Source organism: Parasphingorhabdus sp. NYA22 (genome assembly GCF_976973735.1).
In genome coordinates this window covers 2042320-2067425 of sequence record NZ_OZ333477.1, presented here as the reverse complement: position 1 = coordinate 2067425, position 25106 = coordinate 2042320, and the positions used below count along the sequence as shown (strand labels likewise).

Below are 25106 nucleotides of genomic sequence, written 5' to 3'. Positions count from 1 at the left end.
GACGAACCGAAGCGGTTGCCGTCTCTATGCTATTCTGGCTATGGGAAAAATATGACCGAAGCGCAGACTGGCGAATGCCCTCCCTTGTTATTTTTCGATTCCGGCGTCGGCGGACTATCGGTGTTGAAAGAGACGATAAAATTGCTGCCCCGAGCGCCAATTGTCTATGCCGCAGATTACGCGGGCCTGCCTTATGGCATGAAATCCGAAGCGGAATTGGCAGCGCGCGTTCCGGCTCTTCTTGGCCGCCTGGTCGAACGATACAAGCCGCAGTTGGTTACCATTGCCTGCAACACCGCCTCGACAATTGCGCTCGATCACGTTCGCTCCGCCCTGGATATCCCGGTTGTCGGGACCGTGCCGGCGATCAAACCGGCTAGCGAACTTTCCAAGACCGGCGTCATCGGACTTCTTGGCACGCGGGCAACCATCCGGCAGCCCTATGTCGACCGGCTAGCCGCCGATTTTGCCGCCGACAAGATATTGCTTCGCCATGCAGCTCCCGAACTCGTCTATGCAGCAGAGGCCAAGCTGCGCGGAGAAAAGCCGGATATCCGGGTTATCGAAGAAGCGATGTCGGGGCTGATCAGTCAGCCGGAAGGCGAACAAATAGACACGGTCATTCTCGCCTGCACCCATTTTCCTTTGTTGCGCGACGAGCTGGCCGACGCAGCGCGAACGCCTATTCAGTTCATCGATGGCGCGCAGGGTATCGCTCGCCGGATCGCCTATTTGACGAAAAACACAACATGGCCCGGCGATAGTAGAGACGGGATATTTGTAACGACAGGCGATATCGCCGATATCGAACCCTATCGCCCGGCGTTCGCAGAATATGGCATAAGACGGTTTGAAAAGTTGTAAGCCTATGGGGAACAACTCTTATTGCGAGTGGTTCGCGCTGGAAATTCTGGGAAAAGGCCGCTAAAGGCCATTCCGAGACGATCGCAAGAACAGATTTGAAGCAGGATTTGGTGCACAGTGGACTACGATAAAATTTTTTCGCAAGCGATTGACCGGCTTCATGCCGAGGGACGCTATCGGGTATTCATCGACATTTTGCGCAACAAGGGTTCGTTTCCGAATGCCCGCTGCTTCGCGCATCACAACGGACCACAGCCGGTCACGGTCTGGTGCTCGAACGACTATCTGGCGATGGGCCAGCATCCCGATGTGATTGCCGCTATGGAAGAAGCGTTGCACGATGTCGGCGCCGGTTCTGGCGGAACCCGCAATATTGGCGGCAACACCCATTATCATATCCAGCTCGAGCGGGAACTGGCCGACTGGCACGGCAAATCCGGCGCGCTGCTGTTCACATCCGGCTATGTGTCGAATGAAGCAACGCTTTCAACGCTGACCAAGATCCTACCGGGCTGCATTATTTTTTCTGACGAGCTGAACCATGCTTCGATGATTGCCGGAATCAAGAACAGCGGCTGCGAGAAGCGGGTATTCCGGCACAATGATCTGGAACATCTGGAAGAATTGCTCGCCGCCGAAGATACGGAAGTGCCAAAGCTGATTGCCTTTGAAAGCATCTATTCGATGGATGGCGATATTGCGCCATTGCACGCAATTTGCGATCTGGCAGACAAATATAACGCCCTTACCTATTGCGACGAAGTTCATGCTGTTGGCATGTACGGGGAGCGCGGTGGCGGCATTTCGGAACGTGACAAAGCGGCCGAGAGAATTACGATCATCGAGGGAACACTGGCCAAGGCCGTCGGTGTCATGGGTGGTTATATTACCGCAGACCAGAAGATCGTCGATGTCATCCGGTCCTATGCTCCTGGCTTCATCTTCACGACCAGCCTGTCTCCGGTGCTTGTAGCCGGTGCATTGGCCAGCATCCGGCATCTGAAGCAATCAACGGCCGAACGCGATGGCCAACAGGCCGCCGCCCAGACGCTCAAGGACCTGTTTGCCGACGCCGGCCTGCCGGTCATGGACTCAAAGACCCATATCGTGCCTCTACAGGTTGGCGATCCGGTGAAAGCAAAGAAGATCAGCGATGTCCTGCTGGCCGAATATGGCGTCTATGTGCAGCCGATCAACTATCCAACGGTGCCGCGCGGGACAGAACGTCTTCGCTTCACACCGGGTCCGGCACATAGCGAAGCCATGATGGTCGATCTGACGAAGGCTTTGGTGGAAATCTGGAGCCGGATGGACTTGGAACTGGCCATCGCGGCCTAATTTCCGGCGATAATTTTCGCAAATAGCTGATTGTCGACATTGCCGCCGGAAAGCGTGATAACAGTGCGATCCGTAAGCCTTACCTTACCGGCTAAAGCTGCTGCCAGAGCAACCGCGCCGCCCGGTTCAACCACCAGACGCAATTTTTCAAATGCTACCCGCATGGCGTGATGCACTTCAGCTCGGGAAACGGCGATTCCTGTTGCGTTGCGGTCTTTTAAAATATTGAACGTGATCGAGGCGACGCTGAGCGTCTGCAGTGCGTCACATTCGGTCGCGGGCGGGTTTTCCTCTACCGGCACGATTTCTCCACCTTCCAGCGAGCGTTTCATATCATCCCAGCCCTCGGGTTCTACGACCATGATTTTTGCGTCAGGGTTAGCGAGAGCCGTCCCGCTCGCAAGACCACCGCCGCCGCAGCAGATGACGAGCTGATCCGGCTGATATCCGGTTCGTGCCAGCATCTGCTCGCGTATCTCGATACCGCAACTGCCCTGCCCTTCGACGATCCAGGGATCATCAAAGCTGGGAACGACAACGGCTCCGGTTTCCTGTGACAGCTCAGCGGCCAATTGCTCGCGATTACCGCTCATCCGGTCATAGGTAATTACATTGGCACCCAATGCCCTGGTGTTCTCCAGTTTCGCTCTGGGCGCATCCTCGGGCATGATGATCGTCGCTGTCACGCCAAGCCTGCGGGCAGCCCAGGCAACTCCTTGTGCGTGATTACCGCTGGAGAATCCGATAACGCCACGCCCGCGCTGGTCGTCGGTCAGATCGGTCAGGCGGTGCCAGCCACCGCGAATTTTGAAGGCGCCGATCGGCTGCAAGCATTCTGCCTTGCACCAGATTGTTGTGCCGTCAATTTCCAGTGGCAATAGCGGTGTAGCGGGCAATATCGCCGCGATTTTCTGTGCCGCTCGTTCCACCCCCGCCAGAGTGGGTTGCCGCTGCGGGTTCATCAGGTCTTGCTCTGTCATAGTCTCTCCCTATATGCGGGGCTATCATTTCTCCAGCATTTAGAGTGAAAATCATGGGCAAGATATTGGTGATCGGCGCAGGCGGCGTCAGTTCGGTAGCAGTGCATAAAATGGCACAGTTGATAGCGGCAGACAGCGGCCCTTTTACCGAGATATTGCTGGCCAGTCGCACTTTATCGAAATGCGATGCAATTGCCGAGTCGGTCAAACAGCGGACTGGTGTGGCGATTACCACCTCCCAGATTGATGCCGATGATGTTCCTGCGCTGACCGCGCTGATCGAGCAGGAAAAGCCCGATCTGGTGGTCAATCTGGCGCTGCCCTATCAGGATCTGCCGATCATGGATGCGTGCCTGGCGACCAAGACCGACTATCTCGACACAGCCAATTACGAACCGCGCGACGAGGCGAAGTTCGAGTATAAATGGCAGTGGGATTATCAGGACCGGTTCAAGAATGCGGGGATCATGGCGCTGCTCGGCTCCGGCTTTGACCCGGGCGTCACCAGCATATTCACCTGCTGGCTGAAGAAGCATCATTTCGACCGGATCGACACGCTCGACATTCTCGACTGCAACGGCGGCGATCACGGTCAGCATTTCGCGACCAATTTCAATCCGGAGATCAATATCCGCGAAGTCACGGCCAATTCGCGTCACTGGGAAAATGGCGACTGGGTCGAAGGTCCGCCGCTGACGCAGAAGCAGGAGTTTGATTTCGAGGCGGTCGGCCCGAAGAATATGTATCTGATGTATCACGAAGAAATCGAGTCGCTTAAGACGCATCTACCGGAAATCCAGCGTATTCGCTTCTGGATGACCTTTGGCGATGCTTATCTGACCCATCTCGAAGTGTTGCAGAATGTCGGCATGACCCGGATTGATCCGGTGATGTATGAAGGGCGGGAGATCATTCCGCTTCAGTTCCTGAAAGCGGTGTTGCCTGAACCGGCTAGCCTCGGCGAAACGACCAAGGGCAATACCAATATCGGGGTGATCGCTACCGGTGTGAAAGACGGCGTGCAGAAGACGCTCTACGTCAAGAATATCTGCAGCCATGAAGCGGCGTTTGAGGAAACCGGCAATCAGGGAGTCAGCTATACCACCGGCGTTCCGGCGATGATCGGCGCGGCGATGATGATGTCCGGCCAATGGAAGGGCGACGGCGTATTCAACATGGAACAGTTCGATCCGGACCCGTTCATGGAGATGCTGAACCAGCATGGCCTGCCATGGAAATTGGAAGAATTGGAAGCACCTTTGGCGTTCTAGGATGGAGACCAAGGCAGGCGATCCCGGCGCTTTTGCGCATTTTGATCTGGCGCGGGTGCCCTCGCCTGCCTTTGTCGTGGATGAGGTTGCGGTGCGCCGGAATCTGGAGATATTGGCCGATATCAAGGACCGCTCCGGGGCCAGGATTTTGTTGGCGCTGAAAGCCTTTTCGATGTGGTCGCTCGCTCCCCTGATCGATCAATATCTTGATGGCTATTGTGCTTCCGGTCTGTGGGAAGCGCGATTGGCCAAGGAGCATTTCAGCGGCCCCATCAGTACCTATTCACCCGCTTATAAGGCTGACGACCTGCTCGAACTATCGCAGATATCAAAGCATATTACGTTCAATAATCCCCAGCAGATTGAACGATGGAAAAATGATTCTAATCATAATCTTATGCTCGATAGTTCAGAAATTGGCCTAAGAATTAACCCGGAGATCGCACTGGGTGAAACGGAAAAATATGATCCGAGCCAGCCGCATAGCCGGCTGGGCTTCCCGATCAGCCAGTTGCGGCCTGACCATTTTCAGCATCTCTCTGGCATCCACTTCCACAATCTCTGTGAACAGGGCTTCGATGCTCTGCAGAGGACCTGGGAGAAAGTCGAGCCGATTATCGCACCGCATTTCGGCACGTTGAAATGGATCAATCTTGGCGGCGGTCACCACATTACGCGTGACGATTATGACCGTGACGCGCTGGTCGGCTTTCTGAAAGACCTGAAAGCCCGTTCAGGCTGCGAGATCTATCTCGAACCCGGCGAAGCCGTCGCGCTGGATGCCGGCATATTGGTCGGCGAGATACTGGATGTGTTCGACAATGGCATGCCGGTTGGCATTACCGATATTTCCGCAACTTGCCATATGCCGGACGTTATCGAGGCGCCCTATCGCCCTGCGATGCTGGGGGAGCGCTCCGAAGGCACAGCTATTCGACTCGGCGGGCCAAGCTGTCTGGCCGGAGATATTATTGGCGATTATGTTCTACCCGAACCGGCGCATATCGGGCAGCGGATCGCGTTTCTCGATCAGGCGCATTATTCGATGGTCAAGACCAACACGTTTAATGGTGTGCCGCTTCCCTCGATCTGGCTGTGGAACAGCGAAAAAGATGAGTTGAAATGCGTCAAAAGCTTCGACTGGACGGCGTTCAGGGATCGGCTCAGCTAAAAAATGCTTTTGTTCAGCTTCTGTAAGGACTTCGGTCTTTACAGAGCCATCAAGTGGCCATATAGCCGCGCCTTGCTGCCCCATGGCCGCTTGCGTATCCGCAAGGCAGCTCAATCGATCTTAGCCTATAAGGGGGTCCCTTGAGTTGCACCATTATCTTGATGCTGAGGAGCTGACGAACGCTCTAAGCCCAGACATTCCAGTTTTGCTTAACCGGCCACATGCAGCACGACGCGCTGCGCGTTATTTTGTCGAGCAATTTCCCGGAAAATCGCTTTACGCTGTGAAAGCTAATCCCTCTCCCGCGTTGCTGCAGCTGCTGTGGGAAGAAGGCGTGACCCATTTTGACGTGGCTTCGATTGACGAAGTGCGCATCGTTCGCGCGGCATTGCCTGACGCTACGCTCTGCTACATGAATCCGGTCAAGCAGCTCGCTTCGGTACGTGAAGCCTATCACGAACATAATGTACGGATTTTCTCGCTCGACAGTCTCGAAGAGCTGGAAAAGATCGAACGGGGAACCGAGCTTGCCGAAGACCTGACGCTTTGCGTCCGGATTCGCGTGGCTTCGGAATTTGCAGAAATCAGTCTTGCTTCGAAATTCGGCATCGATGTCGATGAATCGGCGGAATTGCTCCAGCGGGCACGACAGCGGGCCGACTGCCTCGGCATCTGTTTTCATGTCGGCAGCCAGGCGATGACGCCGCTCGCCTATGTGCATGCCCTGGAACGGGTTCGCACCGCTATTGTCGGCGCGTCGGTGACCGTCGACATCGTCAATGTCGGGGGTGGATTTCCGTCAATCTATCCTGATCTTGAGCCGGTCTCGCTCAATCATTATTTCACCGCTATCGACCGCACGTTCGAGGATTTGCCGATCAGCTATTCCGCCGAACTCTGGTGCGAGCCCGGACGCGCGCTGTCGGCCGAATATAGCTCGCTGGTGGTCAAGGTCGAACGCCGCCGCGGCAACGAACTGTTTATCAACGACGGCGCCTATGGCACGTTGTTTGACGCCGCGCATATCGGGTGGCGGTTCCCGGTTCGCCAGGTTGGTGCGGATGCGGAAGCCGGAACGACCACCGGCTTCAGCTTCTACGGCCCGACCTGCGACGACATGGATTTCATGGCCGGTCCGTTTAACCTGCCCGACAGCATAAAGGCCGATGACTATATCGAGATTGGGATGATCGGTGCCTATGGATCAGCGATGCGTACCAAGTTCAATGGTTATGGCAGCAGCCACGAATATGATGTCGCAGACGAACCGATGGCTAGCCTCTATGTCGGTGACAATCTGGACCGGTCCGACCGCGACAATGTGGTGTCTTTCCCTAGCGCCTGAGCCTCAAACTAGGTTGCAATTGACAATCGGTTACAGTTGAAGCAGTTTCTCCCGGGTTTTGGGAGAATAAGAATCATGGATATTGCTATTTTGGCACCGGCTGCGGTGCTGATCCTCTGGTCGCTGATCATGTTGTTCTGGATGGCCGCCACAAGATTTCCGGCCATGGCCAAATCAGGGGCAGACCTTGCCAAGGCGCCTCCCGGTGGTCGCGGGAGTGATCTGGAAGGCGTGATCCCCGACAATGTGAACTGGAAATCCCACAATTACACCCATTTGATGGAACAGCCGACGCTGTTTTACGCCACGGTCGTCATTCTCGCGCTCGTCAATGCGGGCCACGGACTGAACCTCTATCTCGCCTGGGCCTACGCGATCATCCGGATCATTCACAGCATCTGGCAGGCGACCGTCAATCTGGTCAATGTCCGCTTCATGCTGTTCATAGCGTCGACCGTCTGCCTGCTGATCATGGCGATAAACGCCCTGTGGGCCACGCTTTTCTAGATTTATAATAATATATTGGGAGGGAATTTTATGGAGAATAGCCTGTTGCTGCAGCCGATGGTTGCGCTCATTTTATGGACGATGCTGATCTGGCTGTGGATGTATGTCACGCGGATTCCGGCGATGAACAAAGCGAAGATAGATTCCGCCAATCTGGTTGGCGGCAAGGGCGGTGACCTGGACGAGCTTTTGCCACCGGAAGTGCAGTGGAAGGCGCATAATTATAACCATTTGCTTACAGAACCGACGCTTTTTTATGCAATTTGCGTCGTTTTGATCCTTTCCGGTCAGGATTATGGACTGAATCTGACCATAGCCTGGATCTATGTCGGCCTGCGAGTGCTGCACAGTCTTGTTCAGGTGACGATCAACCGCGTGCTCTTTCGGTTCATGCTGTTTTCCTTGTCGAGCCTGTGCATCATTGCCCTGGCAATCCATGCGGCGATTGCAGTATTCCACTAGCTCCGGCGTTCCTGCGAAGGCCTTTGCTTTCGCAGGAGCCCGCTAGCGGCTGAAGCTGGACACGATCTCGACATGGGTAGACCATAGGAACTGCCCGACAGGCCAGACCTGCCGGAGCTTGTATCCGGCGTCGCAAAGCTGTTTGGCATCGCGTGCAAAGCTGGCCGGATTGCAGCTGATATAGCAGATTTTGTCGACCTCTGATTGCGCGAGCTGCAAGATCTGTTCGCGTGCGCCTGCCCTTGGCGGATCGAGAATGACGGCGTCAAAGCGATTGAGCTCTTCGGCGCTTAGCGGCCGGCGAAAAAGGTCGCGATGTTCGCAGAATATCTGGCGTTTCGAATGATTGGCGACCATTTTCAGCGCACCCATCGTGTCGCGAGCGCCTTCTGCAGCATAGACTTTTTTGTCGGCGCCGAGAGCCAGAGTGAATGTACCCAGTCCCGCAAAAAGATCCGCGACAAGCCGCGCATCGCCAACGGCCTCCAGCATCGCCGAAACCAGAACCTGTTGGCCATCGCGGGTCGGCTGCAAGAAGGCGCTATGCGGGAAGCTGACCGGAATGCCACCCAATGTGACCGTCACCGGCTCCGGTTCCCACTGGGTTTCCGGACCATAGCCACCGTCGACGGACAGGCGCGCCAGCCCGTTGGTCTTGGCAAAGGCGGACAAGGCTTCGCGTTGCTCCAGACCCTCAGGCTCGTAATTGCTGATCAGCAGGTCGATTCCCTGATCCACCAATGTCATTTCGATATTCATGTCATGCTTGCGGCGGGACGAATTTTTGAGAAAAGCCCGCAAAGGCGCAAGCAGAGCGAATAATTCAGGTGCCATGATCTCGCATTGTTTGAGATCGACGATCCGGTGGCTGCCGGCGCCGCTGAACCCGAGTTTGAATTGATCGCCGAGCTTGGCTGCACGGAGGCTGGCGCGGATACGGGTTTTTGGCGCGGAGACCTGGGGCGGGTGTAGGATTTCTGCTGCCAGCCCCTGTCCTTCCAGTGCGTAGGCCACGCGCTCGGTCAGGAACCGGGTGTAGCTCTCGTCATCCAGATGCTGCAGGCTGCAACCGCCGCAGGACTGGAAATGCTGGCAGGGAGGCTCGACGTGATGCGGCCCCTTGATCAGGCCGCCTTCGTCATTCAACCGGTCCAGCGGTGCGGAAAAGGCGATATGGCGGCCATCGGAGGTCACACCATCGCCCTTCGCGGCAACGCGAATGATCAGGTCGGGATCGGCAGTCGCGGTCATAAACATTCCTGCAATGTGGCGGGGAGTTGGTCGATAAGCATTTCCGGCGTGAAAGCGGGGCCTGCCAATTGTCCGGCCCGGCTGTGCAGCCATTGGCCTTCGCAGGTTGCCTTATAAGCACTGACGCCCGTTGCCAAGCGACTTGCGATGATCCCGGTCAATACGTCGCCGCTCCCGGCTGTGGACAGCCATGGACAGGTTTGCGCGGAAACAAAGACTTTGCCCTCCGGGCTTGCGATGACGGTGTCAGAGCCTTTCAGCAAAATAGTGCATTCTGCCTGTTTGGCGAGTTTGCAACTATCAGCGAGTTTATAATGCAGCGCCTCCTTCGTCAGAGAGGCAAATTCTCCGGCATGGGGTGTAGCGATAGTCTCGGCTGAGCGCTCTTTTACCAGATTGGCGAATTGCGGTCCGGCAACGGTCAGCCCGTCGGCATCGATCACCAAAGGCGCATCCGCCGCTATCGCGGTGGTCAAAAGATCTTTCGCTCGCTCATCCCGGCCCAGGCCAGGCCCGAGAATGATGGCGGAGATGCGCTTGTCGGAAAGCTTTTGGCGAAGGTCAGCCATGTCTTTCACTGTCTCGACCACGATACTCGGATGCGGGGATTCGAAGCCGGAGTATGCAAAGATTTTGACATAGCCTGCCCCCGCTTTCTGGGCAGCCATCGCAGTTAGCTGCGCTGCACCCGGCATCGCACCGGCGACCACGGCAACCAGGCCACGGCTATATTTTTGATCTTGCGATGTCGGCGCGGAAATTTCGGGCTTGGACAGAATTTCGAGATCGCTGTCGGTGGCGATACCGATATCGATCCCGACCAGATTGCCCATTTTTGATCGCGCCGGTTCCAGAAAATGGGACGGCTTGAACGCACCGAGGGCAATGGTTGTATCAAATGCCGGAATATCGTTGAGCAGCGTGCCATGGTCGGATCCGACACCGCTCGGCAGATCGACTGCTACCCGCCGCTTTGCGCCTGCAAACAGGCGCGAAAAATGGCCGAACCACTCGTCGCCTACAGAGCGGGTCAACCCCGTGCCGAAGAGGCAATCGACAAATTGCGCTGCGGGCTGGGCATCGGTCAGTGCAATCGTTCTGCCGCGCCACAATGATTTCGCATGTTGCGCTGCCTCGGTCGTCGGTTCGAGCGGCGCGGCAATGCTGACATCAACATCTTTTTCGAGCAACCACTGGGCGATGACATAGCCATCGCCACCATTATTGCCCGGACCGCAGAGCACCAGAGTTGGCATATCAGCCGAGATCCGCCAGATCATCTGTGCGGCGCCCTGCCCGGCCCGGCGCATCAGTTCCTGAACCGAAATGCCGGAGTCGATCAGCCGCTGTTCCGCCAGCTTCATTTCAGCGGCGGTCAATATATTCCCGTGATTGATCAAGCGCGCCTCTAGTTTCCGGCTTGCGCCGGGTGTTTTTCGACAGCGGGTGCTGCACTTGCATTGGCACCGGGTTTAATCTGTGCTGGCAGCAGATATTTATCCGGTCCAACGCTGACCTGTATCTTGCCGTCCTCGACAATCGAGACATGGGCCTTGTCAAAACCGTCGGCGGCTTCGAGCCCGTGACCGTCGGTCAGCAGATTGAACCGGCGAAAGCCACCATCGGGATGACGGATGATCATCGTCACCCTGCCCTCGCCGCTCAGCCGTTCGGTGAAACAGTCGCGGGTGAAATTGCTGTCACCATTGATCGCACATTCGATCTTTCCGTCATCGACCGCCTGATCCGCTGCCCGTTGTTCCGCTTCCGCGAGCACGCTATTATCCGGCCTGTTTTCGCAGGCCGTCAGCATTAAAGTACAGGCAACAGCGCTAGATATCCGCATAGACATGTTTTTCAGCCTTGGCTCCCGGATGGGTTACCGCTCCCTGATAGGCCGGCCCCACATTTTGCGCATAGCGCCACAATGCTCCTGAACCATAATCGGTTTCGCGTCGTGTAAATTTTTTCCGGCGTTCGGCCAATATCGCCTCATCGACCTCCAGATCTATAATGCCCTTCTCGGCATCGATATTGATCATGTCGCCTTCCTCGATCAGACCGATAGGTCCGCCATCGGCGGCTTCCGGGCCAACATGGCCGATACAGAAGCCCCGGGTAGCGCCGGAGAAACGGCCATCGGTGATCAGCGCGACTTTCTCGCCCATGCCCTGACCGTAAAGCGCAGCGGTGGTGGCCAGCATTTCGCGCATGCCGGGACCGCCTTTTGGTCCTTCGTTGCGGATGACGACAACAGCGCCTTCCTTGATTTCGCGTTTTTCGACGGACGCGAAGGCATCTTCTTCACATTCAAAGACCTGAGCGGGGCCGCGGAACTGTAGACGGTCCATGCCGGCGACTTTGACGATCGCGCCCTCTGGTGCCAGCGAACCGCGCAGGCCGACGACGCCGCCGGTTGCGGTGATCGCGTGCTGAACATCATAGATGACCTTCTGGTCGGGGTTCCAGACGATTTCCTCGATATTCTCGCCCAGGGTCTTGCCGGTGACGGTAATGCAATCACCGTTGATCAGACCGTTATCCATCATCGTCTTCATCAGCATGTAGACGCCGCCGGCATCGTGCATGTCCTTGGCGACATATTTTCCGCCCGGCTTGAGATCGGCGAGATAAGGCGTCGTTTTGAAGATCTCCGCGACATCGAACAAATCGAATTCGATACCCGCTTCGCTGGCCATAGCCGGCAGATGCAAGGCGGCATTGGTTGAACCGCCGGTGGCGGCGACAACGCGGGCGGCGTTGATGAACGCGTCTCTGGTGCAGATATCGCGCGGCCGGAGATTGAGCTCGATCAGGTTCATGATCTGCCGGCCCGCTGCCCGCGCCATGTCGTCGCGGGTTTCATAGGGGGCTGGTGCCATATTGCTGTTTGGCAGCGACAGGCCGATCGCTTCGGCGACGCAGGCCATGGTGTTGGCGGTAAACTGGCCACCGCAGGCGCCGTGGCCGGGACACGCGACTTTTTCGAGTTCGATCAGTTCCTGCAGCGGGCAGTTGCCGGCGCTATGCTGACCGACCGCTTCGAACACGTCGACGACAGTTACATCATGGCCATGGAACCGTCCGGGAAGGATCGAGCCGCCATAGACGAAAATCGACGGCACATTGAGCCGGAGCATCGCCATCATCATGCCGGGCAGACTCTTGTCGCAACCGGCATAGCCGATGACCGCGTCATAGCAGTGGCCGCGAACGCTGAGCTCGACGCTGTCGGCGATGACTTCGCGGGAGACTAGCGAGGCTTTCATGCCCTGATGGCCCATGGCGATCCCGTCGGTGACGGTGATCGTGTTGAACCGGCGCGGGGTGCCGCCCGCTTCGATCACGCCTTCGCGCGCGATATCGGCCTGACCGTCGAGCAAGGTGTTGCACGGAGCGCTGTCATTGCCCGCAGAAGCGATCCCGACGAAGGGTTTGGCAATATCCTCTTCGGTCATGCCCATCGCATAATAATAGCTGCGCTGGGGCGCGCGTTCCGGCCCGACGCTGACGTGACGGCTTGGCAAACGGGATTTATCGAATCTGTTGGTCATTCTGGCTTCCAATATGGCAATTTCCGGATCGTCCTTTCAAAAGTCCGCCGGTTAAGCAAGGGCTGTTCTTATTTTATCGCAACTACGCAATAAAATATCAGCGAAACGGCGCTGTCCTTCCTCTTCCCGGATCAGATCCTGACGGACCTCGACGCCGATATAGGGCTGACCGATGGATTCACACTGGCGGTTCATCGTCGCGTTCAGGTCTTTGCCGGAATAGGGCATCTGATCACCGACGATCAGTCCTTCCTCTTCGCCGAGGTACTGGAGCGCCAGGCGCGGGGCCGTCTGATGTTCGTTATACATGATTCCCATATCCCACGGGCGTTTCAATTGCGGGTTGGTGCGCAGCGTCGGCGAGAAGCTGTGCAGCGATGCAACGAGCGCTGGCCTCAAGTCCGCGATCAAGGCCGCTACCCGGTCGTGATAGGGGGTGAAGAAGCGATCCAGCCTCGCTTGCCGGTCTGCGGCGGACAGATGATTGCCCGGGATTTCCACGCCGTCGCTGCGTTCTACGATAACGGCCGCTTCATCAGGATAGCGGTTGAGATCGACGATCAGCCGGGAAGCCGTGCTGAGAATGGCAAGATAGCCGCCATGTTCCGTCATCAGACGGGCGATCGGCGCGATACCGGGGTCAAAAGCGATATGGTCTTGCTGATATTGCGGTGAAATACCCAGATTAATGTCGTCCGGTACGTGGCTGGAAGCATGATCGACAACGATCAGCACGCCTCCTTCTGAGGGAACACCGGATATTTCAAAAGCTTCGGTCATCGGATTTCCCCAGTCATCGTCCATAGCCCGTCGATCATATTCTGGCAGTGGCTCTCGGCATTTTTGGCCTCCGCGAGTGACCTAAACAAGGCGAAACATGTCGCGCCGGACCCTGACATCCGCGCGATGACAGGCTGGCAATCGTCCAGCACTTGCAGCACATCCGACAATAGCGGCACCATGGCGATGGCCGGTTTCTCCAGATCGTTTCTGCCATTGCGGGCGGCGGTGATGACCGGTCCGCTTTCGAGAGCGCCACGATCCATACCATCCCAGGCGCGGAATATGTCCGCGGTAGACACCGGAACCAGCGGATTGATCAAAAGTGCCGTGCAGCCCGGCAGATCCTTATCGGATATCACCTCGAGATCCTGACCGATACCGGTGCCGCGACAGGTCTGGCTGGCTACACAGGCGGGGACATCGGCACCCAACGGCTTCGCGATTTCCGCCAGTTCTGCAACCGAATGATCAAGCCCCCAGAAGCGGTTGAGCAGCCGCAACGTCGCCGCAGCATCCGCCGAGCCTCCGCCGATCCCCGAAGCGACCGGCAGACGCTTGTCGAGATGAAGGTGGGCGCCGTGCTTCACATCGGATAGCTCCGCAAGCCGCGTCGCAGCCTGCACAACCAGATTGTCGGTCCTGCTCAGCCCTTGCGCAAAGGGACCGCCTATTTCCAGAGTTACGCCCTCGCCCGGCTGAACGGAAATCAGATCACCCTGGTCGAGAAACGCGAATATCGTCTCAAGCTCATGATAGCCATTCGGCAGTCGCTTGCGGACATGGAGCGCCAGATTGATTTTTGCATAGGCCGTTTCACTATTCGCCGCGCCCCGGTCTTGATCGGACATCAGGGCGATACAAGATCGGGCCGGAGACCCAGGTCTATTTTGCTGGCGAGACGTTGTGCATCCTCATCCTCTGCGAATAATTTTGCAGATTTCCAAGCATAGCGCGCTTCATAGAGACGGCCTACTGTCCAGTAAGCATCGCCGAGATGTTCGTTGATCGTCGGGTCCTGCGGCTGGCCTTCGAGCGCGCTTTCCAGATAGGCAACAGCACGATCATGCTCGCCGGTGATGAAATAGGCCCAACCGAGGGAATCGGTGATTGCTGGCGACGTCGAGCGCAATTCATGCGCGTGCTTGATCGCGGCAATCGCTTCTGCTTCATTTTCGCGCCGTTCAAGTTGGGCGTAGCCGAGATAATTCAGGATCGTCGGCGAATTTGGCAGCAGTTCATTGGCTTTGCGCAAAGATTCCAGTCCCGCCGGCCAGATACCGGCCTGTTCCTGTGCACCACCGAGCGCGAGCCAGTAATTGGCCATGATCACATCGGACCGGCCCAGTTTTTCACCCAGTTTGATCGCCGATTCAAAAGCGCTGGCCGCTGCTTTATTGTCACCGTGCGCTTGCAGCGATTGCCCCTTCAATATGTATAGTTCGGGAGCCTCCGGATTATATTCCAAGGCCGCGTCGAGCCGTGCAACCGCCCGGTCATAGTGATTATTTGCCACGAGACTCGCGATCTCGGAACTCAGTCCGACCAGAAAATAGGGACTGTCACGACCGATCCGTGCATATTCCGCTACCGCCAGATCGTGGTTTCCAGCAATCGCATAGGAACGCCCAAGCGTCAGATGGGCATAGTCTGATTTGCCGGCGACGTGCGTGCTGGCCTGGGCCACCATCTGCGAGAGAAACTCGGCCCGCTGCGCCGCCAGATCGTTCGACAGTCTCTGAAAGAGAAATGCCAGCCCGATCGAAGGCGTGACCTTTTGCGCAACGCCCTTTTTCCGGCCGGCCTCAATCTGCTGATATAATCGCTGCTCCGGTGCCGAAGGCCGGAATTTTAGAATTGCCTTCGCCGTCTCCGCATCATTTTCTGCCAAGAAATGCTGGGCAGCGATTATCCGTACCGGCGCCATGCGCGATTCGTTGCGCTCGACCATCGCAGTCAGCATGCGAATCGCTTCGCTTTCCTGCCGATTGGCCAGGCTGTTCAATATGAGATTTTCTTCGAGATAATATTGAGCGGTCGCATTGGTTTTTGACCGCGAAAGAGTGGCCGTGCCGTCCCGTCCTCGCGCCGTTTCCAGCCATGCTTCGAGATAGGGCTGCAGAAAGGCAAAATTCTTCAGCGCCTCCAGTTCGACGGTCGCCAGATCAGCGCCGTTCCAGTCGCCCTGCGCAAAAGCCGCCGCGAAGAGCACCAGCGGCATTTCCGGATCCGCCTTGCCGCGCAATTGCAGGACCCGGACGGCTTTCGCCGCCAGATCAAAATCACCCGTTTCGATGGCGCTGACATAGGCTTTCCCGGCCAGCAGCTCATTGTCCGGCTGTTCTTTCAGGCTCTCGCCATAAATTGCAGACGCAGTCTGCAATTCATCGGAAGATTCAGCCAGCCGGGCTTCGACAAAACGGTTGAGCGCTGCTGCACTGTCGCCGCGGCTGGCAAGCGCCGGTGAAGCTGCTTGTCCGGCGACAAGCAGCGCACATAGGCCGAGACTACATATTCGGATAATTTGGACCTCCGCCACCTTCCGGTACGACCCAATTGATATTCTGGGACGGATCCTTGATATCACAGGTCTTGCAATGCACGCAATTTTGCGCGTTGATCTGGAACTTCGGCTTGCCTGCCTCGTCCTCGATAAATTCGTAAACACCCGCCGGGCAATAGCGTGCCGAAGGACCGGCGAACACCGGCAGATTGACATCAACCGGAATATTCGGGTCTTTCAGCTGCAAATGCACGGGCTGGTCTTCTTCGTGGTTGGTGTTCGACAGAAATACCGAAGACAGGCGATCGAAAGTGAGTTTCCCATCGGGTTTCGGATATTCGATCTTCACACAATGTTCCGCCCGTTTCAGCCTTGACCAGTCGGGGTGCAATTTCATCGTGAACGGCATTTTGATCTTGAGATGCTCAGCCCACATGTTGATGCCGGAAATGATCGTGCCAAGGAAATCCCCATATTTTTCCACCGCCGGCAGGACATTGCGGACCACGCGCAATTCTTCGCGGACCCAGCTATTCTCGTAGGCTGTTCCATAAGCGGTGAGCTCGTCGCTCGTGCGATCAGCCACGATCGCCTCATAAGCGGCTTCTGCGGCCATCATGCCGGTCTTCATCGCAGTATGCGTACCCTTGATCCGCGGCACATTTACGAAACCGGCTGAACAGCCGATCAGCGCGCCACCGGGGAAAAATAATTTCGGCACGGCTTGAAAGCCGCCGTCATTGATAGCACGCGCGCCATAGGAAACGCGCTTCCCGCCTTCCAAAATCTTGCGAATTTCAGGATGCAGCTTCCACTGCTGCATTTCTTCAAATGGCGACAGATACGGATTCTCATAGTTCAGCCAGGTGACAAAGCCGAGCGCGACCTGGTTATCTGCCTGATGATAGAGAAATCCGCCACCGTTAGCGCCTTCGCTCAGCGGCCAGCCTTGCGTATGAATGACGCGGCCCGCTTTATGTTTCGCCGGATCAATATCCCACAATTCCTTGACCCCGAGGCCATAAATTTGCGGCTGGCTCTCGGCATCAAGCGCGAACTGGTTCTTGAGAATCTTGGTCAGATGGCCGCGCGCGCCTTCAGCAAAGAATGTGTATTTTGCGTGCAGTTCGAGACCGGGCTCGTAGTCCGGCTTATGGCTGCCATCGCGGGCAACGCCCATATCGCCGGTGGCGACGCCCTTTACCGAGCCATCTTCATTGTACAAAATCTCCGCAGCAGCAAAGCCGGGGAAAATCTCGACGCCCATATTCTCGGCCCGCTCGCCGAGCCAGCGGCAGAGATTGCCGAGCGATCCGGTGTAGGTGCCCTTATTGTGCATGAATGAGGGCGTCATAAAATGGGGGAAGGCGAATTTTTTCTTCTTGGTCAAAATCCAGTGGTGATTCTCGGTCACGGGCGTTTTTGCGAGCGGACAATCCTCGTCCCGCCAAGCAGGAAAAAGCTCGTCCAGGCCTTTGGGATCAACGACCGCGCCGGACAGGATATGCGCGCCGATTTCGGAGCCTTTTTCCAATATGCATACCGAGAGGTCCTTGCCTGCCTCGTCCGCCAGTTGCTTGAACCTTATTGCTGCACTGAGACCGGCGGGACCACCCCCGACTATCACCAGATCATACGGCATTGACTCTCGTTCGCTCATGTCGATTTTCCTACAATTCTTGCTTTTATTCTCTTGTACATTCGGTCTGTCGTAAACCGCAACCCGCTGGGCAGAAACCTGCTTTCCCGCCAATTGACCTATTCGTCAACTCATGACTCTATGCATAAATGAATTTAATCTCCGCACCAACGACTAATCCGTCCGCTGAGTCGATGATCCACAGCCTGCAAGACTGGTGGTCGCTCGCTGGCGTGGAGCTGGATTATGCCGATCAACCGGCAGCGCTTTTGGCTGCCGAGACTGTATCCCAGATAAAAGAAGCGCCGCCGACGGCAGCCGTTACGGAACGCGTGCCGGAGCAGGCCAAAATTCCGGTACAGGACGAACCTCTGCCTGCCGCCTATCCGGACTTTCTCGAATGGCTGGCCAATGGCGATAGTCTGATCGAAACAAGCTGGTCGAAACAAAAAGTGTCCCCGCAAGGCGCTCTGGAACCGGAGATCATGGTGATTTCCGCGCTACCGGAAAAAAATCGCAATGGGGAAGTCCAGTTGTTCAATCCGGACAATCAGAAGTTGCTGGAGAAGATGCTGGCGGCAATCGGATGTGATTCGCAGCAGTCCTATCTCGCGAATATTGCCGTATCTATTCCCTATGACGGCAGGATTAACGAACAGCACTGGCCCACCTTTAAAAATCGGCTCTTGCATCACATCGCACTGGTCCGTCCGAAACGCATAATCTGCTTCGGTGACCTGGCGGCAAAGATCCTATTCGGCGAAGATCTGCTGACGGCGCGCAAAAATAAGCAATTTATTAACCATAGTTCATCAAAAACAGAGGCGATCGTGACATTTCACCCGCGGATCCTGATCGAGCGGCCATTGTTCAAGGCCGAAGCTTGGAAAGATCTGCAAATGCTGACAAGGATTTCTGCCTCGTGAAAATGAAATTTGCACTGACCGCTTCGCTTTTCACCCTCTTTGCAACGCCAGCGCTGGCCGATGATGGAGCGGTTCTCTACAATAGCGCTTCGGTCGCGAAATATGTCCCCTCGCAGCTGAAGCAACGACAATCCGACCATTATCGGGCCTTGTTCTCGGCAATGAGCACCAATCACTGGGATGTTGCAAAAAACCTGATGGATACGGCGCCGACCGGTCCGCTCAGATCGATCGCTCAGGCCGAATATTTTCTGGCCGCCAATAGCCCGCGGGCCGAACTCGGGCCGCTGCTGACTCTGGTCAATGAAGCACCGCAAATACCGCAGGCAGCCCAATTGGGTCGACTGGCACAGAAACGCGGCGCCCAGTTGCTGCCTGACCTGCCACAGCGTCGCAATCTGTCATGGGTTCCCGGCTCCCCGATCCGGTCAAAGCCGAAGGATGTAAGTTCCGACAGCGCGGCAAATGGCGTGCGCGGCCAGATCATCGATTTTATCAAACATGACAATCCGCAAGGCGCCGAGTCATTGCTCAGCGCCAACGCAATGCAAATGTCGTCCGAAGGGCGTACGGAACTGGAACAGCGGGTCGCCTGGTCTTATTATATCGAGAATGATGACGCTTCGGCTTTGCGTCTCGCCCGGCAGGCGCAAAACGGTTCCGGCGAATGGGTTGGTCACGCGAACTGGGTCGCCGGATTGGCTGCCTGGCGACTGAATGACTGCCGGTCAGCGAGCAGTGCTTTCGAAACCGTCGGCCGGTCGGCCTCCAACGTCGATCTGCAAGCCGCCGGTCTTTATTGGAGCGCCCGGTCCGATTTGAAATGCGGCCAACCAGAGAGGGTACAAGGCAAGCTGCAGGCTGCGGCTCGTCTCGACGACAGTTTCTACGGCATGCTAGCCGCGCAAACGCTCGGCATGGAGCCAAGCAAATCCAAACAGAGCGAGTCATTTGAAAAATCGGACTGGCGGGCGCTCGAGCGGCATGAAAATGTCCGCGCTGCCATCGCACTGGTTGAAATTGGCGAAGAACAATTGGCGGATGAGGTGCTTCGGCATCAGGCCACTATCGGCGACAGCGGCGACCACCCTGCCCTGATCAAACTGGCGCGGGAGCTGGATCTGCCACGCACCCAGCTCTGGCTGGCCCATAATGCGCCGCGCGGCATGAAACCCGATGTCCAGGCCCGTTTCCCGGCACCAAAATGGAAGCCCGACGGCGGCTGGCGTGTCGATCCGGCCCTTATCTATGCGCATACCTTGCAGGAATCGGCTTTCCGCAGCAAGGTCGTGAGCCCGGCCAATGCCATCGGACTGATGCAGGTCCGTCCCGGAACAGCCGGCGATATAGCGAGAGCCAATGGCCTCAACTTCAGCGAATCCGATCTTTATCGGCCTTCTACCAACCTCGAATATGGCCAGTCCTATCTGGAATATCTCGGCAAATCATCGATCACCGGCGGCAAGCTGCCGAAAATTGCGGCTGCCTATAATGCCGGACCCGGCGCGGTGCAGCGCTGGAACAGCGAAATAAAGGATAATGACGATCCGTTGCTGTTTATGGAAAGCATTCCCTATGTAGAAACGCGCGGATATGTCTCGATCATCCTGCGCAACTACTGGATGTATGAAAAGCAGGCCGGCATCCAGTCGGTCAGCGCCCGTGCGCTATCGCAAAATCACTGGCCGCAATTTCCGGGCAATCCGGATGGCCGCAAGACCCAGTTCACCTCGCGCTGACAACAGCGTGGCGCATTAAAAAGCCGGGCAATGCTTTATGCACTGCCCGGCTTTTTCATTTCAGAATATTTCTCGCCTAGTAGCGATAGTGATCCGGCTTGAACGGGCCTTCGACCGGTACGCCGATATAATCAGCCTGATCCTGGCTGAGCGTGTCCAGCTTCACGCCCAGTTTCGCGAGATGCAGTTCGGCGACTTTCTCGTCGAGATGCTTCGGCAGAACATAGACATCATTTTCATATTGTTCCGGACGCAGCCACAATTCGATCTGCGCCAGCACCTGGTTGGTGAAGCTTGCAGACATCACGAAACTAGGGTGGCCGGTTGCACAACCGAGGTTCACCAAGCGACCTTGGGCCAGAATGATCAGCTTCTTGCCGTCTGGGAATTTCACTTCATCGACCTGAGGCTTGATTTCGGTCCATTGCATGTTCTTCAGGCCGCTGATCTGGATCTCGCTGTCGAAGTGACCAATGTTACAAACGATCGCACGATCCTTCATCGCGCGCATGTGATCGACGGTGATGACGTCCTTGTTGCCGGTGGTGGTGACAAAAATATCAGCCCGTTTCGTGGCTTCGTCCATCGTCACAACTTCGAAACCTTCCATCGCCGCCTGAAGCGCGCAGATTGGATCGATTTCGGTCACCAGTACGCGCGCGCCGCCGTTGCGGAGCGATTGGGCCGAGCCTTTGCCAACATCACCGAAGCCTGCGACCGCTGCGACCTTACCGGCGAGCATGACGTCGGTCGCGCGACGGATCGCATCGACCAGCGACTCTTTGCAGCCATAGAGATTGTCGAACTTGGACTTGGTCACGCTGTCGTTGACGTTGATCGCCGGGAAAGGAAGTTTGCCGATCTTGGCCAGTTCATAAAGACGGTGAACACCGGTGGTGGTTTCTTCCGAAACGCCCTTGATGGCTGCTACCGTCTTGGTCAGATAGCCGGGACGTTCTGCAAGAAAGCGGGTCAGGGTCGCAACGAAGACTTCTTCTTCTTCGTTTTCCGGCTTGAACAATTCTTCGCCGGCTTCAACCCGTGCACCCCAGAGCGCGAACATGGTGGCATCGCCACCGTCGTCGAGGATCAGGTTGCAGGTTTCATCCGTGCCCCAGTCGAAGATACGCTCCACATAGGACCAATATTCTTCCAGCGTTTCGCCCTTGATCGCGAAAACCGGAGTTCCGCCCGCTGCTATAGCCGCTGCGGCGTGATCTTGTGTCGAGAAAATATTGCAGGAAGCCCAACGCACGTCTGCGCCAAGGTCGAGCAGGGTTTCGATCAATACCGCCGTCTGGATGGTCATGTGCAGCGAACCGGTAATCCGGGCGCCTTTCAGAGGCTTGTCTGCGCCAAATTCTTCACGCAGAGCCATCAGGCCCGGCATTTCGGTTTCGGCTATTTCAATCTCTTTGCGTCCGAAATCGGCGAGAGAAATATCCTTGATTACATAATCCTGGGTACCGGTGGCCACGTCTTGTCTCCTTGAAAAACGAAATGCCGCACGGGCAATCCGGTGCGACAACATGGATTTTCAATAGAGGCTTGTGGCCTTGGAAGCAAATATAAAGATGTCTTTATATTTGATATTTTGTGAGTCTGGCGCGCCGCAAGCCGTAATAATCAGAAGGTCAGGCGCTGCCGAATCCACTCGACAGTTTGCTCGGATCAATGCCCAGCGCTTCCCAGGCCATCAGCCATTTGTCGCCGGATTCGGTCTCGTACAACCAGTCCGGAGACCCCTCAGCGATCGTCCAGCCATTCTGGGTCAGTTCGCCTTCCAGCTGGCCTTCACCCCATCCGGAATAGCCAAGCGCGATGATCCATTTTTCAGGACCGCGGCCCTGGGCAATTGCATTCAGCATATCGATCGAGCTGCTGAGACCCCAGCTATCTCCCACCTGGAGAGTGTCCGACATATTGATATCAAGGCTGTGGAGGATGAAGCCGCGCTGTGTTTCCATCGGGCCACCCAGAAAGACGTCACAGTTCGGCGCTTCGGCGGTATCGATGTCAAACTGTTTGAGAATATCGTGAAAGCGGATGCCCTCCATCGTCTCGCCGATATTGATACCCAAAGTGCCGTTTTCATCGTGGGAGCAGATAGCCACCACCGATCGTGCAAAGCGCGGGTCTGCCATTCCGGGTGTGGCGAGGAGAAATTGTCCGGAGAAAAAGACGGGATCATTCATGAAGGGCAGCATAGCGCCGCAAATCTGAACTTCCCATGGCAAATGTCAAAAGTCCCATTCCTGGTCGTTTTGCCAGCTTGCAATTTCGCGCCTCTGTCACCACTATCAACTGTAGAGGCAGGCGTTCACAGCCCAATCAAAACCAGGAGCAAGACATGATCAATATAGGCGACAAGATTCCCGAAGTAAAACTGGTCAAAGCGACCGCCGAAGGCCCACAGCAAGTGAGTTCCAGCGAATATTTCGCCGGCAAGAAAGTGGCGCTGTTTTCCGTTCCCGGCGCGTTCACCCCGACCTGCTCCGCGAAGCACCTGCCCGGCTATGTCGACAAGGCTGCCGATCTTAAAGCCAAGGGCGTTGATGAAATTGCCTGCACCGCTGTCAACGATGCTTTTGTCATGGGCGCGTGGAATGATGCATCGGGTTCCGAAGACGTCACCATGCTCGCCGACGGCAATGGCGAATTTGCTCAGGCGGTCGGCCTGACCATGGATGGCTCAGGCTTTGGTCTGGGCCAGCGCGGCCAGCGCTTCTCGATGATCGTCAATGACGGCGTCGTCGAAGAACTGAACGTCGAAGCGCCGGGCGACTTCAAGGTCAGCACGGCAGAATATATGCTCGATCAGCTCTAGGCCGAACTCAATCGAATAAAAGGCCGGCGAGAACTTGGGTTCCCGCCGGCTTTTTCATGCCTACCATCCGCAGGACTTGCCCTTATTCTCTTCCTTCAGCCAGTCCATCAGCGGCGCGAAATAGCTGATCATCGCCGAGCCATCCATTTCACGCTTGCCGGTAAAAGCTTCGAGCGCGTCGGGCCAAGGTTTGGATGCACCCATTTCCAGCATCGCGTTCAGCTTTGCACCGACCTGCTCGTTGCCATAGAAAGAACAGCGGTGCAGCGGTCCCTTCCATCCGGCTTCATCGCAGGCCGCTTTGTAGAACTGGAACTGCAGGATTCGGGCGAGGAAATAGCGTGAATAAGGCGTGTTGCCCGGGATATGATATTTGGCACCCGGATCGAAGGCATCGTCGGGCCGGTCGACCGGCGGCGTGATGCCCTGATATTCGAGCTTCAGGTCATGCCAGGCCTTAGTATAATTATCGGGCGCGATCTCGCCGGAGAATACCTCCCAGCGCCATTTGTCGACCAGCAGGCCGAATGGCAGGAACGCGACCTTGTCCATCGCCTGACGCAGCAGCAGACCAACATCCTTGTCGGCGCTCGGAACCTTGTCAGCGTCGAGCAAGCCGACCTGAACCAGATATTCCGGTGTGATCGACAGCGCGATCGCGTCACCGATGGCTTCATGGAAGCCGTCATTGGCGCCGTCGAGATGCAAATAGCTCTGCTTGTTATAGGCGCGCTGGTAATAATTATGGCCAAGCTCGTGGTGGATGGTGGTGAAGTCATCGCCATTGACCTTGATGCACATCTTGATCCGGATGTCGTCCTTGTTGTCGATATCCCAGGCGCTGGCGTGGCACACGACTTCGCGGTCAGCGGGCTTGGTGAACAAAGACCGCTCATAGAAAGTTTCCGGCAGCGGGTCGAAGCCAAGCGAGGAGAAGAAGCCTTCGCCTGCCTTGACCATCTTCATCGCATCATAATCATTAGCGACCAGCAATTCGGTCGTATCGAAACCAATATCGCCAGCTCCTTCCGGTGCGACGATATCATAGATATTGCCCCATTCCTGCGCCCACATATTGCCAAGCAGGTCCGCGCGGATCGGGCCCGTTTCCGGCTGGACGGCGTCGCCATATTTTTCGTTTAGCTTGTCGCGGGTGTAGCAGTGGAGCTGGTCATAAAGCGGCTTTACCTGCGCCCATAGCTTATCGGTCAGTTTGGCGAAATCGTCGGCCGGCATGTCATAGCCCGACCGCCACATTGCGCCGACATCGGCAAAGCCGAGTTCCCGGGCGCCTTCATTGGCAATCTCGACCATGCGGGCATAATCATCCTTCATCGGCGCGCCGACATTGCTGTGCCAGCTGGCCCACATTTCGGAAAGCTCTTCGGGATTGCGATTGGTGCCCATCGCCGCTTCAATATCGGAACCGTTAATTTCCTGGCCGTTGAGCGTGCCTTTGCCCTTACCATAAGCCGAGTTAAGCTTGGTGGCGATCTCGTTCAGTTCGGTGGCGGCGCCCTCTGTGGTTGGCGCAGGAAGAACAATCCCGCCGCGCAATTTGTCCAGCTTGCGCCGTGTGACCGCGTCAAGACCTTGAACATCGTTGAACATCGCCGCATCAATGGCAGCCTGCACCGACATCGTCGTTCCTTCTGCGCCGACCTTGGCGGCCAAAGCGTCGGTATCATCGGTAATGAAATTCGCGTTTATCCAGTAGATCCGGGAAGCGTCTAACGAAAAGTCGTACAATTGCTTTTCCGTATCTTCGACGAATTGCTTGGCATCGTCGGCGGTTGGGGCAGCAGTTGCTTCCATAGCATCATGCTCGTGATGCTGGGCCAAGGCCGGGCTTGTCAGGGCCATAGTAGCGATTGCGACGATCGAAGCGGCGGTTTTCATATATTGATCCTCAACTGTTTTGACTTTGGTTGGAATTGAAACTTTATTGC

22 protein-coding genes are annotated in these 25106 nt (G+C 56.4%); 10 read left to right on the top strand and 12 right to left on the bottom strand.

From position 1 onward, the window contains the following. Positions 1 to 51: 51 nt before the first annotated feature. On the top strand, positions 52 to 864 hold the full coding sequence (gene murI, locus ACWFTY_RS09985) for a glutamate racemase (protein ID WP_447524077.1): 813 nt from the start codon (positions 52 to 54) through the stop codon (positions 862 to 864). 117 nt (positions 865 to 981) lie between these two features. Then, positions 982 to 2202, top strand: a complete 1221-nt coding sequence (gene hemA / locus ACWFTY_RS09980) for a 5-aminolevulinate synthase (RefSeq protein ID WP_447524076.1) — start codon at positions 982 to 984, stop codon at positions 2200 to 2202. Here hemA and ACWFTY_RS09975 read toward each other — a convergent pair. After that, positions 2199 to 3182 carry a threonine ammonia-lyase gene (locus ACWFTY_RS09975; protein ID WP_447524075.1) on the bottom strand — a complete coding sequence of 328 codons (984 nt, stop codon included), beginning with the start codon at positions 3180 to 3182 and terminating at the stop codon, positions 2199 to 2201. The two genes, hemA and ACWFTY_RS09975, sit on opposite strands and share 4 nt — an antisense overlap. 53 nt (positions 3183 to 3235) lie before the next feature. Here ACWFTY_RS09975 and ACWFTY_RS09970 point away from each other — a divergent pair, with 53 nt between their 5' ends. The 5 genes from ACWFTY_RS09970 to ACWFTY_RS09950 all read left to right on the top strand — a co-directional run bounded on the left by ACWFTY_RS09970 (position 3236) and on the right by ACWFTY_RS09950 (position 7938). Further along, a complete protein-coding gene (locus ACWFTY_RS09970) occupies positions 3236 to 4453 on the top strand; it encodes a saccharopine dehydrogenase C-terminal domain-containing protein (protein ID WP_447524074.1) in 1218 nt (405 codons plus the stop codon). Position 4454: 1 nt separating this feature from the next. After that, complete coding sequence (locus tag ACWFTY_RS09965) at positions 4455 to 5624, top strand: carboxynorspermidine decarboxylase (protein WP_447524073.1); 1170 nt, start codon at positions 4455 to 4457, stop codon at positions 5622 to 5624. A 145-nt stretch (positions 5625 to 5769) separates the two neighbouring features. Beyond that, on the top strand, positions 5770 to 6969 hold the full coding sequence (locus tag ACWFTY_RS09960; RefSeq protein WP_447524072.1) for a type III PLP-dependent enzyme: 1200 nt from the start codon (positions 5770 to 5772) through the stop codon (positions 6967 to 6969). 75 nt (positions 6970 to 7044) lie between these two features. Beyond that, on the top strand, positions 7045 to 7476 hold the full coding sequence (locus ACWFTY_RS09955) for an MAPEG family protein (protein ID WP_447524071.1): 432 nt from the start codon (positions 7045 to 7047) through the stop codon (positions 7474 to 7476). Between the two features lie 30 nt (positions 7477 to 7506). Then, on the top strand, positions 7507 to 7938 hold the full coding sequence (locus tag ACWFTY_RS09950) for an MAPEG family protein (protein WP_447524070.1): 432 nt from the start codon (positions 7507 to 7509) through the stop codon (positions 7936 to 7938). 42 nt (positions 7939 to 7980) lie between these two features. On the opposite strand, the gene ACWFTY_RS09945 is transcribed toward ACWFTY_RS09950, so the two are convergent. From ACWFTY_RS09945 to ACWFTY_RS09910, 8 genes are read right to left on the bottom strand one after another with little or no spacing between them, the layout of a single operon-like run. Next, on the bottom strand, positions 7981 to 9189 hold the full coding sequence (locus ACWFTY_RS09945) for a class I SAM-dependent RNA methyltransferase (protein WP_447524069.1): 1209 nt from the start codon (positions 9187 to 9189) through the stop codon (positions 7981 to 7983). After that, positions 9186 to 10568 carry an NAD(P)H-hydrate dehydratase gene (locus ACWFTY_RS09940; protein WP_447524068.1) on the bottom strand — a complete coding sequence of 461 codons (1383 nt, stop codon included), beginning with the start codon at positions 10566 to 10568 and terminating at the stop codon, positions 9186 to 9188. The genes ACWFTY_RS09945 and ACWFTY_RS09940 overlap by 4 nt, the downstream gene beginning before the upstream one ends. Before the next feature lie 29 nt (positions 10569 to 10597). After that, positions 10598 to 11035, bottom strand: coding sequence for a hypothetical protein (locus ACWFTY_RS09935; protein WP_447524067.1), 438 nt, complete (start codon positions 11033 to 11035; stop codon positions 10598 to 10600). After that, the gene (gene ilvD / locus ACWFTY_RS09930; RefSeq protein ID WP_447524066.1) at positions 11022 to 12743 is read right to left on the bottom strand and encodes a dihydroxy-acid dehydratase; all 1722 of its coding nucleotides are present in this window, start codon (positions 12741 to 12743) and stop codon (positions 11022 to 11024) included. Before ilvD ends, ACWFTY_RS09935 begins: the two co-directional genes overlap by 14 nt. Positions 12744 to 12794: 51 nt before the next feature. Next, on the bottom strand, positions 12795 to 13523 hold the full coding sequence (locus tag ACWFTY_RS09925) for an N-formylglutamate amidohydrolase (protein ID WP_447524065.1): 729 nt from the start codon (positions 13521 to 13523) through the stop codon (positions 12795 to 12797). Continuing rightward, the gene (locus tag ACWFTY_RS09920) at positions 13520 to 14374 is read right to left on the bottom strand and encodes a 4-(cytidine 5'-diphospho)-2-C-methyl-D-erythritol kinase (RefSeq protein WP_447524064.1); all 855 of its coding nucleotides are present in this window, start codon (positions 14372 to 14374) and stop codon (positions 13520 to 13522) included. The genes ACWFTY_RS09925 and ACWFTY_RS09920 overlap by 4 nt, the downstream gene beginning before the upstream one ends. Next, on the bottom strand, positions 14374 to 16062 hold the full coding sequence (locus tag ACWFTY_RS09915) for a tetratricopeptide repeat protein (protein ID WP_447524063.1): 1689 nt from the start codon (positions 16060 to 16062) through the stop codon (positions 14374 to 14376). Before ACWFTY_RS09915 ends, ACWFTY_RS09920 begins: the two co-directional genes overlap by 1 nt. Continuing rightward, positions 16031 to 17686: an electron transfer flavoprotein-ubiquinone oxidoreductase gene (locus tag ACWFTY_RS09910; RefSeq protein WP_447524062.1), complete on the bottom strand. Its 1656-nt coding sequence runs from the start codon at positions 17684 to 17686 to the stop codon at positions 16031 to 16033. The genes ACWFTY_RS09915 and ACWFTY_RS09910 overlap by 32 nt, the downstream gene beginning before the upstream one ends. A gap of 173 nt (positions 17687 to 17859) precedes the next feature. Between ACWFTY_RS09910 and ACWFTY_RS09905 the strand changes: the two genes are divergently transcribed. Continuing rightward, positions 17860 to 18591, top strand: coding sequence for a uracil-DNA glycosylase family protein (locus ACWFTY_RS09905; protein WP_447524061.1), 732 nt, complete (start codon positions 17860 to 17862; stop codon positions 18589 to 18591). 2 nt (positions 18592 to 18593) lie between these two features. Next, positions 18594 to 20330, top strand: a complete 1737-nt coding sequence (locus ACWFTY_RS09900; RefSeq protein ID WP_447526878.1) for a transglycosylase SLT domain-containing protein — start codon at positions 18594 to 18596, stop codon at positions 20328 to 20330. Between the two features lie 76 nt (positions 20331 to 20406). Here the strand turns inward: ACWFTY_RS09900 and ahcY are convergent, their stop codons facing one another. Beyond that, positions 20407 to 21861, bottom strand: a complete 1455-nt coding sequence (gene ahcY, locus ACWFTY_RS09895; RefSeq protein ID WP_447524060.1) for an adenosylhomocysteinase — start codon at positions 21859 to 21861, stop codon at positions 20407 to 20409. 103 nt (positions 21862 to 21964) lie between these two features. Next, positions 21965 to 22525, bottom strand: a complete 561-nt coding sequence (locus ACWFTY_RS09890) for a YqgE/AlgH family protein (protein ID WP_447524059.1) — start codon at positions 22523 to 22525, stop codon at positions 21965 to 21967. A gap of 155 nt (positions 22526 to 22680) precedes the next feature. Between ACWFTY_RS09890 and ACWFTY_RS09885 the strand changes: the two genes are divergently transcribed. Continuing rightward, positions 22681 to 23157, top strand: coding sequence for a redoxin family protein (locus ACWFTY_RS09885; protein ID WP_447524058.1), 477 nt, complete (start codon positions 22681 to 22683; stop codon positions 23155 to 23157). 60 nt (positions 23158 to 23217) lie between these two features. On the opposite strand, the gene ACWFTY_RS09880 is transcribed toward ACWFTY_RS09885, so the two are convergent. Further along, positions 23218 to 25056, bottom strand: coding sequence for a M2 family metallopeptidase (locus ACWFTY_RS09880; RefSeq protein WP_447524057.1), 1839 nt, complete (start codon positions 25054 to 25056; stop codon positions 23218 to 23220). Positions 25057 to 25106 lie beyond the last annotated feature (50 nt).